At 64.5% G+C, this 13,989-nt stretch carries 16 protein-coding genes; 14 read left to right on the top strand and 2 right to left on the bottom strand.

Translation table 11 applies throughout. The features are described 5' to 3' along the window. Positions 1–92: 92 nt before the first annotated feature. The 7 genes from ACN5W5_RS17725 to ACN5W5_RS17695 all read left to right on the top strand — a co-directional run bounded on the left by ACN5W5_RS17725 (position 93) and on the right by ACN5W5_RS17695 (position 5,244). The gene (locus tag ACN5W5_RS17725) at positions 93–695 is read left to right on the top strand and encodes a sigma-70 family RNA polymerase sigma factor (RefSeq protein ID WP_420049799.1); all 603 of its coding nucleotides are present in this window, start codon (positions 93–95) and stop codon (positions 693–695) included. Beyond that, the gene (locus tag ACN5W5_RS17720; RefSeq protein ID WP_420049798.1) at positions 692–1,279 is read left to right on the top strand and encodes a TlpA family protein disulfide reductase; all 588 of its coding nucleotides are present in this window, start codon (positions 692–694) and stop codon (positions 1,277–1,279) included. Before ACN5W5_RS17725 ends, ACN5W5_RS17720 begins: the two co-directional genes overlap by 4 nt. Positions 1,280–1,343: 64 nt before the next feature. Continuing rightward, positions 1,344–2,393: a permease gene (locus tag ACN5W5_RS17715; RefSeq protein WP_420049797.1), complete on the top strand. Its 1,050-nt coding sequence runs from the start codon at positions 1,344–1,346 to the stop codon at positions 2,391–2,393. 35 nt (positions 2,394–2,428) lie between these two features. Further along, positions 2,429–3,367 carry an MBL fold metallo-hydrolase gene (locus tag ACN5W5_RS17710; RefSeq protein ID WP_420049796.1) on the top strand — a complete coding sequence of 313 codons (939 nt, stop codon included), beginning with the start codon at positions 2,429–2,431 and terminating at the stop codon, positions 3,365–3,367. Further along, a complete protein-coding gene (locus ACN5W5_RS17705) occupies positions 3,368–3,604 on the top strand; it encodes a thioredoxin family protein (RefSeq protein ID WP_420049977.1) in 237 nt (78 codons plus the stop codon). A gap of 246 nt (positions 3,605–3,850) precedes the next feature. Next, positions 3,851–4,249 (top strand): OsmC family protein, encoded by a 399-nt coding sequence (locus tag ACN5W5_RS17700; protein WP_420049976.1) that lies wholly within the window; start codon positions 3,851–3,853, stop codon positions 4,247–4,249. 32 nt (positions 4,250–4,281) lie between these two features. Continuing rightward, positions 4,282–5,244 (top strand): cation diffusion facilitator family transporter, encoded by a 963-nt coding sequence (locus tag ACN5W5_RS17695; RefSeq protein WP_420049795.1) that lies wholly within the window; start codon positions 4,282–4,284, stop codon positions 5,242–5,244. A 21-nt stretch (positions 5,245–5,265) separates the two neighbouring features. Here the strand turns inward: ACN5W5_RS17695 and ACN5W5_RS17690 are convergent, their stop codons facing one another. Together ACN5W5_RS17690 and ACN5W5_RS17685 are read right to left on the bottom strand one after the other, a co-directional pair. Further along, on the bottom strand, positions 5,266–5,502 hold the full coding sequence (locus tag ACN5W5_RS17690) for a thioredoxin family protein (RefSeq protein ID WP_420049794.1): 237 nt from the start codon (positions 5,500–5,502) through the stop codon (positions 5,266–5,268). 30 nt (positions 5,503–5,532) lie between these two features. Then, positions 5,533–6,978, bottom strand: coding sequence for a permease (locus ACN5W5_RS17685; protein ID WP_420049793.1), 1,446 nt, complete (start codon positions 6,976–6,978; stop codon positions 5,533–5,535). Between the two features lie 315 nt (positions 6,979–7,293). Here ACN5W5_RS17685 and pstS point away from each other — a divergent pair, with 315 nt between their 5' ends. The 7 genes from pstS (at position 7,294) to phoR (ending at position 13,982) form a co-directional block, all read left to right on the top strand. Next, entirely contained in the window at positions 7,294–8,325 is a 1,032-nt protein-coding gene (pstS, locus tag ACN5W5_RS17680; protein WP_420049792.1) for a phosphate ABC transporter substrate-binding protein PstS, read from the top strand. A 112-nt stretch (positions 8,326–8,437) separates the two neighbouring features. Further along, a complete protein-coding gene (gene pstC / locus ACN5W5_RS17675; protein ID WP_420049791.1) occupies positions 8,438–9,418 on the top strand; it encodes a phosphate ABC transporter permease subunit PstC in 981 nt (326 codons plus the stop codon). A gap of 23 nt (positions 9,419–9,441) precedes the next feature. Continuing rightward, on the top strand, positions 9,442–10,296 hold the full coding sequence (pstA, locus tag ACN5W5_RS17670) for a phosphate ABC transporter permease PstA (RefSeq protein WP_420049790.1): 855 nt from the start codon (positions 9,442–9,444) through the stop codon (positions 10,294–10,296). Between the two features lie 51 nt (positions 10,297–10,347). After that, positions 10,348–11,124 carry a phosphate ABC transporter ATP-binding protein PstB gene (gene pstB, locus ACN5W5_RS17665; protein ID WP_420049789.1) on the top strand — a complete coding sequence of 259 codons (777 nt, stop codon included), beginning with the start codon at positions 10,348–10,350 and terminating at the stop codon, positions 11,122–11,124. A gap of 92 nt (positions 11,125–11,216) precedes the next feature. After that, positions 11,217–11,918: a phosphate signaling complex protein PhoU gene (gene phoU / locus ACN5W5_RS17660; protein ID WP_177134008.1), complete on the top strand. Its 702-nt coding sequence runs from the start codon at positions 11,217–11,219 to the stop codon at positions 11,916–11,918. A 16-nt stretch (positions 11,919–11,934) separates the two neighbouring features. Beyond that, on the top strand, positions 11,935–12,666 hold the full coding sequence (phoB, locus tag ACN5W5_RS17655; RefSeq protein ID WP_420049788.1) for a phosphate regulon transcriptional regulator PhoB: 732 nt from the start codon (positions 11,935–11,937) through the stop codon (positions 12,664–12,666). After that, complete coding sequence (gene phoR / locus ACN5W5_RS17650) at positions 12,663–13,982, top strand: phosphate regulon sensor histidine kinase PhoR (protein WP_420049787.1); 1,320 nt, start codon at positions 12,663–12,665, stop codon at positions 13,980–13,982. The genes phoB and phoR overlap by 4 nt, the downstream gene beginning before the upstream one ends. Positions 13,983–13,989: the final 7 nt, after the last annotated feature.

Raw genomic sequence — 13,989 nt, 5'->3', positions numbered from 1 at the left:
GGCGCGGCGCCGCCGTCGCTGCGGCACGAGCTTTGGCCCTCGTTTGAAACCCGCGTCCTTTCCCGGTACGCTAGCGGCTTTGCAGCGATGCCATGAAACAACTTGTGTCTGTCTGGACCCGTCACGAGCCCGAACTGCGCGGCTGGTTGCGCGCGCGTGCGCCGGTGGCGAGCGAGGTGGAAGACATCCTCCAGGACAGCTTCATCAAGGCCCTGCGCCAGGGCGATCGTTTCCAGGACGTGGAACAGCCACGTGCCTGGCTGTTCGAGATCACCCGCAACACCCTGATCGACCGGCTCAGGGCGCACCAGCCGCTGGCACCCTTGCCCCCGGACTGGGAAGATATACCGGACGAGCCGCCGCAGCTGGCGGCGGTCGATTCTCTGGTGGCCTGCTTGCCGCGTGTGCTGTCGGAACTGGATACCAGGGACCGCGAGGCCATTGAACTGTGCGACCTGCAGGGCCTGCCGCAGGCCGAGTTTGCACGCCTCAAGGGTTTGACATTGTCCGCGGCCAAGTCGCGCGTGCAGCGCGCCCGCCAGCGCATGCGCGAACGCATGGCGCTGGGCTGCCAGGTGTCGTTCGACCCGGGCGGGCGCGTGTCGGATTTTGTACCCCGGCCGCCGTTGTCGGCGGCGACACCAGACCCCACAAGTGCCGCCCGCGCATCACCCATTCCCAGCAACACCCCATGAAAACACCTGCCAGCGCACCAGCAACCCACCCGGCGGATGCAGACAGCCGCTGGACCCGCCGCGACTGGCTGCGCGCCAGCGGTGCCACCGGCCTGCTCGCGGGCATGAGCCTGCCCACCCTGGCCCAGCCCGTTTCGGCCGCGGCCGAGGAGGCCAAGGCGCCGCCCTTGCCGGCGCTGGGCTCGCCGCTGGCACTGCCACGCATAGCGTTGCTGGACGGCACCGTCTACGAACCGTCCGCCAGCGCTGGCCAGCCGCTGCTGGTGTACTGGTGGTCCAGCACCTGCCCGTTCTGCGCGTTGCAAAGCCCCAGCATGGACCAGCTCTGGCAGAGCCAGAAGGCCCGGGGGCTGCAGATGGTGGCGCTGTCCATCGACAAGAAACCCGAGGATGCCGTGGCCTACCTGAAGAAGAAGGGCTACAGCTTCCCGGCCGCCTGGGCCAGCCCGGACTGGCGCAAGACCTTCCCCAAACCCCGGGGCTTGCCCATCACCCTGCTGCGCGGACGCGACGGCAAGCTGCTGCTGGCTGAAAAGGGCCAGATGTTTGCCGAGGACGTGGAGGCCATCGCCGCCCTGGTCTGAGCGGATGCGAAAAAATTTTCGCATCGACCTGCATCTTTTGTGCACTGGCCCCGTCTTCCGAGGCATGAGCACCCTCACCAACAACCTGATCCGCTGGCCGAAAAGGCAGCCGCTGGTTTTCCTGCTGACCGCTGCAGCCCTCTGGTGGGGGCTGTACCCGTTGCTGATCCCGTTTTCCGAAGCCATGGTCGCCGCGCTGCCCGTGGACCGGGCCAGCCAACTGGGCAGGTCATTGCAGTTTTTCTTCTACGACACGCCCAAGGTCCTGCTGCTGCTGACCGGCGTGGTGTTCGTCATGGGCATGGTGAACACGTATTTCACCCCCGAGCGCACCCGCGCGCTGCTGGCCGGACGCACGCCCGGTGTGGCCAACCTCATGGCATCGGCGCTGGGCGTGGTCACGCCGTTCTGCTCCTGCTCGTCGGTACCGCTGTTCATCGGCTTCGTGCAGGCCGGTGTGCCACTGGGCGTCACATTCTCTTTTCTGGTCACGGCGCCCATGGTGGACACGGTGGCCCTGACCATCCTGTTCTCGCTCTTCGGCTGGAAGATCGCCGCGCTCTACCTGGGCTTTGGCATGGCGCTGGGCGTGGTGGCCGGGCTGGTCATGGGGGCGCTCAAACAGGAGCGCTATCTGGAAGACTGGGTGCGCGGGATGCCCCAGGTGTCGGCCGATGTGGATCAGCAGCAGCTGTCGCTGGCCGACCGCATCGCCGCCGGCATGGCCTCGGTGCGCGAGATCGTGGGCAAGGTTTGGCCGTATGTGCTGGGCGGCATCGCGGTGGGTGCGGGCATCCACGGCTATGTGCCGCAGGACTTTCTGGTGTCCATCATGGGCAAGGATGCGGCCTGGTGGTCGGTGCCGTTGGCGGTAGTGATGGGTGTGCCCATGTACGCCAACACCGCGGGCATCCTGCCTGTGATCGAGGCGCTCACCGCCAAAGGTGCGGCCATGGGCTCGGCGCTGGCATTCATGATGAGCGTGGTGGCGCTGTCGCTGCCCGAAATGATCATTCTGCGCAAGGTGCTCAAGCTGCGCCTGATCGCCACTTTCGTCGCCATCGTGGCCACTGGCATCCTGGCCGTGGGCTTCATTTTCAACGCGATCCTCTGAATTTCAGTTCATTCACCCCACGGAGACAAGAAACCATGCGCATTCCCTTCACCTTCCTCCAGCACGGGCTGCTGGCCGGCGCTGCGGCCACCTTGGCGTGGTCCGCCCAGGCGGTGGAGATCGTCTTCAAACCCGTCGCCCCCAACGTGTACGCCCACGTCGGCGACACCGAAGGCCGCACCTACGAAAACGAAGCCATCAATGCCAACATCGGCCTGGTGGTCACGCCCGCCGGCGCGCTGCTGATCGACAGCGGCGCGAGTTTCCAGGGGGCGAAACAGATCGCCGAGGCGGCGAAGAAGGTCACGGCGCAGCCCATCCAGTGGGTCATCAACACCGGCGGCCAGGACCACCGCTGGCTGGGCAACGGCTACTTCATGGCGCAGGGCGCACAGATCATGGCGCACGCCGATGCCGAGGCCGACATGAGGGCCCGCGGGCCGGCGCACCTGAAGGCCAACGCACCCGTGCTGAAGGAAAAGATGGACGGCACTGAAATCGTGCTGCCCACCCGCTGGCTCAAGGATGCCGACACGACGCTGGACCTGGGTGGCGTGGCCGTGCAGGTGGTGCACCGCCAGGGGGGCCACACGCCGGGCGACAGCATGGTCTGGCTGCCGCAGAGTGGCGTGGTCTTCACGGGAGACGTGGTCTATGTGGACCGCATCCTGGGCCTGCACCCGGTGAGCAAGACCAAAACCTGGGTGGCGTCGTTCGAAGCGCTGGAGGCGCTGAACCCGAAGGTGGTGGTGCCGGGCCACGGCCGCGTGACCACGCTCGCGAAGGCGCAGGCCGACACCGGCAAGCTGCTCAAGTCCCTGCGCGCCCACATGGGCCAGGCGGTGGAGGCGGGTACCGACATGAGCACAGCGATCAAGAGCTTTGACGCCAGGCCGTACCAGCATCTCAAGCACGTGGAGGTCTGGCTGCCCCAGATCGCCAATCTCACCTATCTCGAAATGGAACAGGAGTAGATCGTGGACATCAAGGTACTCGGAACCGGCTGCACCAACTGCAGGAACACCATCGCCCTCATTGACCAGGTGGCGAAAGCCAAAGGCGTCGAAGTCCAGCTGGAGAAGGTGGAGGAGCTGCGTGACATCATGGGCTATGGCGTCATGAGCACGCCCGGCGTGGTGATCAATGGCCAGGTGGTGCACGCGGGTGGCGTGCCCAGCCGCGAGAAGATCGAGCAGTGGTTCAGCGCCTGAGGGCGCCGAACCCTGCTGCATGAAGCCAACCGCAGGGGTGGCGTCAAGTCGCGGGCGCATGCCGGGAGCTTCTGCCGGGTCTTGCCGCGGTGCTCGCTTGCCAAGCCCACGCGGGGTGGCATTCTTCTGGGGATGCAAAAAGGTTACCCTCTGAAAAGGGCGGCGCTTTGAAGCCAGGTCGTTGTCCGACCCATCCACGGCATTGTGCTCACCAGGAGGCATGACTTGACCGAAACCTCCACCAAGATGACGTTTCACGTGACCTCGCGCCGCGTGGATGCCCACGGCAGCCTTTCGCACTGCAAGAACGCCGAAATTGCACTCGACACCGACATGGCCGGCAATCCGGATGCCTTCAATCCCGCCGAGCTGCTGCTGGCCGCGCTGTCGGCCTGCATGATCAAGGGTATCGAGCGTGTTGTGCCGATCCTCAAGTTCGAGCTGCGCGGTGTGCAGGTGATCGTTGACGGGGTTCGGCAGGACGTGCCGCCCAGGATGGAAAGCATCCGCTATGAAATCGTGGTGGACACCGATGAATCTGACAGGCGCATTGACCTGCTGCACGACAACGTCAAAAAGTACGGCACCGTCTTCAACACCGTGGCGCCGGGTACCGATCTGAGTGGTGTGATGCGCCGCGCTTGAAAAAATCAAGAAACCTTGCAAACACAAACTCCATGAGCGCCGGACACGATCACAGCCACGCCCCTGCCAATTTCAACAAGGCCTTTGCCATCGGCATCGGGCTCAATCTGGCCTTCGTGGCGATCGAAGCGTTCTACGGCTGGAAAATCAATTCGCTGGCCCTGCTGGCGGATGCGGGGCACAACCTGAGCGATGTGGCCGGGTTGGTGCTGGCCTGGGGCGGTGCGCTGGCCGGCAAGCTGCGACCCAACCCCCGCCACACCTATGGATGGAAGCGCGGCAGCATCCTGGCGGCTTTTGCCAATGCCTTGCTGCTGCTCGTGGCCATGGGCGCGCTGGTCTGGGAAGCTGCGGGGCGCCTGATGTCACCCGATCCGCTGGTCGGCCATCAAGGCGTGACGATCATGGTGGTGGCGGGTGTGGGCATCGTGGTCAACACCGCCACCGCCTTGCTGTTCATGCGGGGACGCGAGAGCGACCTGAACATCCGCGGCGCTTTTCTGCACATGGCGGCCGATGCGCTGGTGTCGGCCGGTGTGGTGGTGGCCGGCGCGCTCACCCTGTGGATGGGCTGGGCATGGCTCGATCCGGTGGTCAGCCTGCTGATCGCCGCCGTGATAATCGTGGGTACCTGGAACCTCTTCCGGCAGTCCTTGCACCTGTTGTTTGATGGCGTACCAGACAGCGTGGACCCGCAGGCGGTGCACGACTACCTGGTGGGGCTGCCGGGCATCAGCCGCGTGCACGACCTGCACATCTGGGCCATGGACACGTCACAGGTGGCCATGACGGCCCATCTGGTGATGCCGCAGGGACATGCCGACGACGGGTTTCTGAAAGAGGCCACGGAGCAACTGCATCACCGCTTCGAGATCTCCCATGCCACATTGCAGGTGGTGAGCGCTCCGTTCACGGAGCCCTGCGGAGACTGGCCTGCAGCGTCGGACACGCCCCCTGCGCAACAGGGGCCTGTCCGCCATGTCCACGGTCATTGAGGGGCTGGAGTCACCGTAAAGTCAGGCGGACAACCACTTCTGGACTTCCGCCACTGTGGGAATGCGGCCGCTGCTGACCAGTTTTTCATTGACCACCAGGCCCGGCGTCGAGATGAGGTCGTAGGCCAAGATCTGCTGCATGTCGGTGACCTTGAGGAACTCGGCCTCGATGTGGCTGGCGGTGGCGGCTTCGCGGGCCACGGCTTCGAGCTTCTTGCAGTTGGCACAGCCGGAACCCAGGATCTTGACGGTCAACATGGTGTTTCTCCTTTGAAGGCATGAAAGGGATCAGGCGGCGACAACCATGCGTTGCCGCCGGCGCAACCAGCCCAGGGCAACGGCCAGGCCAGCCAGGCACGCGCCCATCACCGCAGCCAGTGACGTCCAGGCCGCACCGTCGACCCAGGCACCAAAGATCAGCCCCGCACAGACGCTGAACAGGGCCACCCAGCCCACGTAGGCCGCGGTCTTGGTCCGCCCGATCACCGCGACCACCATCAGCATGCTCTGCAGACTGAGTTCCGGGTCGGCCATCAGGTAGGCGAGCAGCGGGCCGGGGTGCATGCCCAGGTCCAGGAACATGCGGGCCACCGGCACCTCGACCAGCGTGGGGAAGTACATGAAGACACCGAAACCCACCGCCACCACGTTGGCCGTCAGGGTGTTGCTGCCGGCCAGTGTTTCTATCCACTCGGGGCGAATGAACTGTCGCACCATGCCGACCACGAACACGCCAACCACCAGCACGAGGAAGATCTGCTTCACGAAGCGCCAGGCCTCCCACAACCAGCTGCGCCAGTCGTCGGCAGGCAACTGCCGGGCGCAGGACCACACCGCCCACAGCGAGAGACCGACCGCCAGTGCCCGGCCGGTGAGGGCGATTTCCAGACCTTCTGGCGTGGGTGACAGGCGAAGAGCCGCCACCAACAGAGTGGTTGCCGCCAGGCCCAGCGCAACCCAGGTCCAGCTGTTGGCGCCTTCGATGATGTTCTCCATGCCTTTCCAGGCGGTGGCAGAGATCAGCAGCAACAAGCCGATCAGCACCGAGCCCTGGAAGCTCACACCTTCTTCGCCTTTGGCGGCGTCAAACGGCACCCAGCCGAACAGGGTTTCCTGCCATGGGAGAGCCCAGGACAGGGGCACAGTGAAGGTCCCCACGGTGCTGGTCAGCGGCCACAGCTTCAAAGTGCCGGCGATCAGCAGGGCCACCAGCGACAGCAGGACCCCCAGGGCAGCCGGGGCGATGCTGGCCTGCGCCGCAAAGAGTGTGTCGGTCTGCGCGTCGTGGCTCGCATCGTCGCGCCAGAACACCAGCGCCATCAGGATGCCGATGCCGATGCCGAACATCAGGCAGAACACCACGCGCGCGGCGGCAAATTCGGGTCCGAGGATGCTGCCGGTGTAGGCCAGCGCCATGATGTTGCCGGCCGGCGCAAAGAAGAGAAAGGTCATGGCGGGACCGATGCCGGCGCCCTTGCGGTAAATGCCCGCGAACAAGGGCACGATGGTGCAGGAGCACACCGCCAGCAACGACCCGGCCGCCGCTGCTGCAGGGTAGGAGACATAGGCCGGCGTGCTGCGCCCCAGCCAGCGCGTGATGCTGGCCTTGGGTATCAGGGCTGCCATGGCGCCCGCGATGAAAAACGCGGGAAGCAGACACAGCAACACGTGAGCGGCGAGGTAGGCCGCCAGACTGCCGGCGCCACCGATCAACAACTTCAACACGAGTTCCATAGGCGTCTTTCGTGTGCATACCGGGTTCATTATCGACATCCGGCACCGCACGGTCACCCGCCATTGCGCCTTGATTGAGGCGGATCAACGGCTTTGACACACCACGCCCTGGCATCAACCACGGCTTCTCCAGCTTCCTTGATGGTCAATCGTGACGCTGCCCATGCTGGGCTCCGGTCGGTTTGGGTCGTTCAGCGGCGGCATGGTGCGGCAAGGCGCTGCTTCCAAAACGGATTTGTGACTGTCACAGGCTTGTCACATTGCCCCTCTAGAGTCCCGGTTGTGGATTTTCTTTCCCCAACACAGAGGACACTCATGAACACCAAACGCACCCTTCTGAAGACCGTCGCCGCTGCCGCACTGGCCACCATGGCCATGGGCAACGCCTTCGCAGCCGACATCACGGGCGCTGGCGCCACGTTCCCGTTCCCGGTCTACGCCAAGTGGGCCGAGGCCTACAAGAAAGAAACCGGTACCGGCCTGAACTACCAGTCGATCGGTTCGTCGGGCGGTCTGAAGCAGATCCGCGCCAAGACCGTGACCTTCGGTGCTTCCGATGCGCCGGTCAAGGGCGAAGACCTGGACAAGGACGGCATGATCCAGTTCCCCGCCATCATCGGTGGCACCGTGCCCGTGATCAACCTGGAAGGCTTCAAGCCGGGCGAACTGCGCGTGACCGGCCCCGTCCTGGCCGACATGTTCCTGGGCAACATCACCAAGTGGAACGATGCCAAGCTGGTCGCCCTGAACCCCGGCAAGAGCCTGCCTGACCAAGGCATCACCATCGTGCACCGCGCCGACGGTTCGGGCACCACCTTCAACTGGACCGACTACCTGACCGCGGTCAGCAAGGACTGGGCCGACAAGGTGGGCAAGGGCGCTGCCGTCAAGTGGCCTGCCGCCTCGTCCGTGGGTGGCAAGGGCAACGAAGGCGTGGCCGCCAACGTGAACCGCGTCAAGGGTGCGCTGGGCTACGTGGAATACGCCTACGTGAAGAAGAACAACATGAACTTCATGCAGCTGCAGAACGCCGATGGCAAGTACGTCAGCCCCGATGACACCGCCTTCGCAGCCGCCGCCGCCAGCGCCGACTGGTTCAGCGTGCCCGGCATGGGCATCTCCATGGTCAATGCCAAAGGTGCCGCCAGCTGGCCCGTGTCCACCGCATCGTTCATCCTGATGTACAAGCAGCCCGAAGACAAAGTGGCTTCCGCCGAAGCGCTCAAGTTCTTCGACTGGGCGTTCAAGAGCGGCAAGCAGATGGCGGCGGACCTCGACTACGTGGCCCTGCCTGACAGCCTGACTGCGCAGATCCGCTCCAAGGTCTGGTCGCAGGTCGCCAAGTAAGTTGCGTTGACCCGTGTCATGCGCCGGCTGGCCCCCAGTGCCTGCCGGCGCATGACACATATCAGTGAACGAGAGTAACCTGACGGGAGTCAACATGAACGTGGGTACCACCATGAGTTCGCAACCAGTGTCCCTTGAAACGGGCAGCGCCACCATGGTGTCGATCGCCAGGCGGCAACGGCTCCAGGATGTCTTTTTCCACCGCATCACGCAGTCGTTCTCGCTGCTGGTGCTGATCGCCCTGATGGGCATCATCGTTTCCCTGTTCATCAATGCCTGGCCGGCGTTCCAGAAGTTCGGTGTGAACTTCATCTGGTACGTCGAGTGGGACATCATCAACGAAGAATTTGGTGCCGCGATCGCGATCGTCGGCACCCTGGCCAGCGCGGGCATTGCGCTCTTGATCGCCGTGCCGCTGGCTTTTGGCATCGCGCTGTTCCTCACCGAAACCTGTCCCGCCTGGCTGCGTCGCCCGCTGGGCACGGCGGTGGAGCTGCTGGCCGCTGTGCCATCCATCATTTACGGCATGTTCGGCCTGTTCGTGTTTGCGCCGCTGTTCGCCGACCATGTTCAGGTGCCGCTGCAGAACGTGCTCGGTGGCATGCCGCTGATCGGTTTCCTGTTCGGCGGCAGCACCAATGGCTTCGGCATCCTGGCCGCGGGCATCGTGCTCGCCTTCATGGTGCTGCCCTTCGTGGCCGCGGTGATGCGCGACGTGTTCGAGATCGTGCCCCCCATCCTGCGCGAATCGGCCTACGGGCTGGGCTGCACGACCTGGGAAGTGGTGCGCAAGGTCGTGCTGCCATACACGCAAAAAGGCGTGGTGGGCGGTGTGATGTTGGGCCTCGGTCGCGCGCTGGGCGAGACCATGGCCGTCACCTTCGTGATCGGCAACGCCAACCGCATGCCCACTTCGCTCTTCTCGCCGGGCACGTCGATCGCATCGACGCTGGCCAATGAGTTCGGCGAGGCCGCCGACTTCCACATCTCCGCGCTCTTCGCGCTGGGCTTCCTGCTGTTTGTCATCACCTTCATCGTGCTCGGCCTGGCCAAGTGGATGCTCGTGCGGGCTGAAAGGGCCAAGGGCCTCTGATTCCCACAACGAAAGACACCAACATGGACTTCAACCAATCGCTCTACCGCCAGCGCCGCTGGTCCAACGCTGTCGGCCTGACCCTCTCGATGGGCTCGATGGCACTGGGCCTGACCGTGCTGCTGTGGATTCTGTTCGTGCTGTTCAGCAACGGCTTTGCCGCGCTGGACTGGAACATGTTCACCCAGTCCACGCCAGCGCCCGGCACCGAAGGCGGGGGCCTGGCCAACGCCATCGTGGGCAGCCTGCTGATGGTGGGCTTCTCCGTGCTGGTGTCGACACCCATCGGCATCTTCGCCGGCGTGTACCTGGCCGAATACGGCGATGAGAGCAGGACCGCCGAGGTGACCCGCTTCGTGACCGACATCATGCTGTCGGCCCCTTCCATCGTGCTGGGCCTGTTCGTCTACGCCATCGCGGTGGCCACCATGGGCACCTTCTCGGGCTGGGCCGGCACGCTGGCGCTGTCGCTGATCGCGGTGCCGGTGGTCGTTCGCACGACCGAGAACATGCTGCGCCTGGTGCCCGGCAGCCTGCGCGAAGCGGCCTTTGCCCTGGGCGCGCCGCGCTGGAAAGTGGCGACCCTGGTCACGCTGCGCGCGGCCAAGAGCGGTGTCATGACCGGTCTGCTGCTGGCCGTGGCCCGCATCAGCGGCGAAACCGCGCCGCTGCTCTTCACCGCGCTGAACAACCAGTTTTTCAGCACCGACATGAGCAAGCCCATGGCCAACCTGCCTGTCGTGATCTTCCAGTTCGCCATGAGCCCTTACGACAACTGGATCCGCCTGGCCTGGGGCGGCGCGCTGCTCATCACCCTGTCCGTCCTGCTGCTCAACATCGTTGCGCGCGTGTTCCTGCGCGAGAAGACGCCAGGCTGAGCGCACGCCCTGCGCCACGCCGTCATCTCATCAATTTTCCGGATCCGACCCATGACCGAAACCGCTGCATCCTCCAAAAACGCCCTTGAGTTGCGCAACCTGAACTTCTTCTACGGCAAGTTCCAGGGCCTCAAGGGGGTCAACATGAACATCGAAGAGCGCAAGGTCACGGCCTTCATCGGCCCGTCGGGCTGCGGCAAGTCCACGCTCCTGCGCACCCTCAACCGCATGTACAGCCTGTACCCCGGACAGCGCGCCGAGGGCGAGATCAACTTCTACGGACAGAACATCCTCGACGACAAGCAGGACATCAACCTGCTGCGCGCGCGCATCGGCATGGTGTTCCAGAAGCCCACACCGTTCCCGATGTCGATCTACGACAACATCGCCTTTGGTGTGAAGCTCTACGAAAATCTCAGCAAGAGCGAGATGGACGACCGCGTCGAATGGGCGCTGTCCAAGGCCGCCTTGTGGGGCGAGGTGAAGGACAAGCTCAACCAGAGCGGCCTGTCACTCTCCGGCGGCCAGCAGCAGCGTCTGTGCATCGCACGCAGCGTGGCGGTCAAGCCATCGGTGCTGCTGCTCGACGAGCCCACCTCGGCACTCGACCCGATCTCCACCGGCAAGGTCGAGGAACTGGTGCACGAACTCAAGCAGGACTACACCATCGCCATCGTGACGCACAACATGCAGCAGGCCGCCCGCTGCAGCGACTACACCGCCTACATGTACCTGGGCGAGCTGATTGAATTCGGCTCCACCGAACAGATCTTCTTCAAGCCGACCAAGACGGAGACCGAAGACTACATCACCGGCCGTTTCGGCTGACCCTGTTCCAGCTTCCTCCGTTTCGTTTCTCTCATTCATTGCCCCCGCGGGGGGCGCAGGCTGGCCGCAAGGCCGCCTTTCAGGAGACCTTCATGGGCGACAAACACATCTCCAGCCAGTTCGACGCCGAGCTGAACTCCATCTCCACCCATGTGCTGGAGATGGGCGGCCTGGTCGAGTCCCAGCTGCATCAGGCGGTCTACGCGCTGATCCACATGAGCCTGGAGACGGCCGAGCAGGTGCTCGAAGCCGAAAACCGCATCAACCAGATGGAAGTGAACATCGATCACGAGATCATTTCCACCATCGGCCGTCGCCAGCCCACGGCGCGCGACCTGCGCTTCCTGATGGCGATCTCGCGCACGACGCAGAACCTGGAGCGCGCGGGCGATGAGGTGGCCCGCATCGCGCGCATGGTCAAATCCATCATCGAAAGCGGCTCGCCGCGCTCGTTGCCGGTGTCGGAGTTGCGACTGGCCGCCGATCTCGCCGCGGGCATGCTGCGCAAGACGCTGGACTCGTTCGCCCGCCTGGACACGACCATGGCCCTGGCGATCATGAAAGACGACAATGCCATCGACCTGGAGTACGACGGCTTCCTGCGCAAGCTGATCACCTACATGATGGAAGATCCCCGCACCATTTCACCGAGCCTGAACCTGCTGTTCCTGGCCAAGTCGCTGGAGCGTGTGGGCGACCACGCGAAGAACATCGCCGAACAGATCATCTTCGTGGTCAAGGGTGAAGACGTGCGCCACACCTCCATGGACAAAGTGGAGTCGGTGGTCGGATGAACACAAGGGTTTCAGCATGAGAAAACTGCCACGCGTGCTCGTCGTGGAAGACGAACCGGCGATCGCCGAGCTGATCGCCGTCAACCTGCGACACAACGGTTTTGCGCCCACGGTTGTTTTTGACGGCGCGGCGGCGCAGCGCGAAGTCGACGCGGTGCTGCCCGACGTCATTCTGCTCGACTGGATGTTGCCGGGCGAGAGCGGCGCTTCACTGGCGCGCCAGTGGCGCAAGCACGAGCGCACCAAGACCGTTCCGATCCTGATGCTCACCGCGCGCAGCGACGAGTCGGACAAGGTCCAGGGTCTCGACGCAGGCGCCGACGACTACATCACCAAGCCGTTTTCCACCCAGGAACTGCTCGCGCGCATCCGCGCCGTGCTGCGCCGCCGTGCACCCGAGATCGTCAACGACTCGGTACAGGTGGGCGAGCTCGCGCTGGACGCCGGCACCTACCGCATCACCTTCCGGGGCAAGGAACTCAAGGTCGGACCGACCGAGTTCAAGCTGCTGCACTACCTCATGAAACACGCGGAACGGGTGCACACGCGTGGTACGCTGCTCGACAAGATATGGGGGGACCATGTCTTTATCGAGGAGCGAACCGTGGACGTGCATGTCAAGCGTTTGAGGGAATCACTGGGTGAGGCCGCCGGCATGGTGGAGACGGTGCGTGGCGCCGGCTACCGCCTCACGGCCATCAACAACACCGGACGTCCGGCGCAAGGCACCTCCATTTCCGCCGCATGATCCGGCGCTCCGTCGAACTGCTGCTCCTGGTGGCGCTGGGGGCGGTGTGGGGCTGGACGCAGGACGCCGCGGGCTGGTCGTTCATGGGCGCCTTGCTGGGTGCGCTGGGCTGGAGCGTGTTCGATGGCTTGCGTGCACGCCGTCTGCTCAACTGGCTCAACAAGGCCGACGTGGCCCGCACGCCGGGCCTCTCGGGCCTCTGGGGCGAATTGCTGGACCGCAACCGCAAACTGATCAAGAAGCTGGAGAAGAAGGCCAGCAACAGCGATGCCCGGCTGGAAGATTTCCTCGCCGCCATCCAGGCTTCTCCCAACGGTGTGGTTCTGCTCGATTCGGCGGGCCGCATCGAATGGTCCAACCTCACGGCCGCCAACCACCTCGGCTTTGATCCGCAGCGCGACCTGGGCCAGTATGTGCGCAACATGGTGCGCGCACCGGCCTTCATGTCTTACCTCGCCGAAGGCGATTTCGGCCACGAAATCCAGATCGACGGTCCGGGCCCCCGCCCGTCACAGCCGACCCGGATTTCGCTGCAGATCCACCCCTACGGCAAAAAGCGCAAGCTCATGATCACGCGCGACGTGACCGCGGTGCAGCTGGCCGAGGCCATGCGCCGCGACTTCGTGGCGAATGTCTCGCACGAAATCCGGACCCCCTTGACGGTGCTCAGCGGTTTCGTCGAAACCATGCAGAGCCTGTCGCTGGAAGAGTCCGAGCGCATCACCTACCTGGGGCTGATGAGCCAGCAGGCGCACCGCATGCAGACGCTGGTGAGCGATCTGCTGACACTGTCGCGCCTGGAAGGCAGCCCGGCGCCCGGGCCGGGTGAATGGATCGATGGCGACGAACTGCTGGGCCACGTGTTGCAGGAGGCCCGCGGGTTGACGGCGGTGATTTCAGACCCGCCCCATGAGATCGTGCAGTCCTCGGCGGCCGGACTCTGGGTGTCGGGTGCCAAGACCGAACTGCTGAGCGCCATGTCGAACCTGCTGAGCAATGCGGTGCGCTACACGCCGGGTGGCGGACGGATCGAGGCGGGCTGGCGGCTGCGCGAAGACGGCTGGGGCGAGTTCTTTGTCAACGACACCGGGCCCGGCATCGCTGCCGAGCACATCCCTCGCCTGACCGAACGCTTTTACCGCGTGGACCGCAGCCGTTCGCGCGAGACCGGTGGTACCGGTCTGGGGCTGGCCATCGTGAAACACGTGGCCCAGCGCCATGGCGGGCAGATCGACGTGCGCAGCGTCGTGGGCCAGGGCTCCACCTTTGTGATCGCCTTGCCGCCGGTGCGCGTGCGCGAGCACGCAGTCAACTGAACCCCGT

The sequence above is a fragment of the Hydrogenophaga sp. ZJX-1 genome (assembly GCF_048590325.1).
Classification (GTDB): domain Bacteria; phylum Pseudomonadota; class Gammaproteobacteria; order Burkholderiales; family Burkholderiaceae_C; genus Hydrogenophaga.
This window is presented reverse-complemented; position numbering and strand designations above follow the sequence as displayed.

Coding starts and splice junctions, on each gene's coding strand:
- ACN5W5_RS17725 (WP_420049799.1), top strand. CDS start 93: ATGAAACAACTTGTGTCTGTCTGGACCCGTCACGAGCCCGAACTGCGC.
- ACN5W5_RS17720 (WP_420049798.1), top strand. CDS start 692: ATGAAAACACCTGCCAGCGCACCAGCAACCCACCCGGCGGATGCAGAC.
- ACN5W5_RS17715 (WP_420049797.1), top strand. CDS start 1,344: ATGAGCACCCTCACCAACAACCTGATCCGCTGGCCGAAAAGGCAGCCG.
- ACN5W5_RS17710 (WP_420049796.1), top strand. CDS start 2,429: ATGCGCATTCCCTTCACCTTCCTCCAGCACGGGCTGCTGGCCGGCGCT.
- ACN5W5_RS17700 (WP_420049976.1), top strand. CDS start 3,851: ATGACGTTTCACGTGACCTCGCGCCGCGTGGATGCCCACGGCAGCCTT.
- ACN5W5_RS17695 (WP_420049795.1), top strand. CDS start 4,282: ATGAGCGCCGGACACGATCACAGCCACGCCCCTGCCAATTTCAACAAG.
- ACN5W5_RS17690 (WP_420049794.1), bottom strand. CDS start 5,502: ATGTTGACCGTCAAGATCCTGGGTTCCGGCTGTGCCAACTGCAAGAAG.
- ACN5W5_RS17685 (WP_420049793.1), bottom strand. CDS start 6,978: ATGGAACTCGTGTTGAAGTTGTTGATCGGTGGCGCCGGCAGTCTGGCG.
- pstS (WP_420049792.1), top strand. CDS start 7,294: ATGAACACCAAACGCACCCTTCTGAAGACCGTCGCCGCTGCCGCACTG.
- pstC (WP_420049791.1), top strand. CDS start 8,438: ATGAGTTCGCAACCAGTGTCCCTTGAAACGGGCAGCGCCACCATGGTG.
- pstA (WP_420049790.1), top strand. CDS start 9,442: ATGGACTTCAACCAATCGCTCTACCGCCAGCGCCGCTGGTCCAACGCT.
- pstB (WP_420049789.1), top strand. CDS start 10,348: ATGACCGAAACCGCTGCATCCTCCAAAAACGCCCTTGAGTTGCGCAAC.
- phoU (WP_177134008.1), top strand. CDS start 11,217: ATGGGCGACAAACACATCTCCAGCCAGTTCGACGCCGAGCTGAACTCC.
- phoB (WP_420049788.1), top strand. CDS start 11,935: ATGAGAAAACTGCCACGCGTGCTCGTCGTGGAAGACGAACCGGCGATC.
- phoR (WP_420049787.1), top strand. CDS start 12,663: ATGATCCGGCGCTCCGTCGAACTGCTGCTCCTGGTGGCGCTGGGGGCG.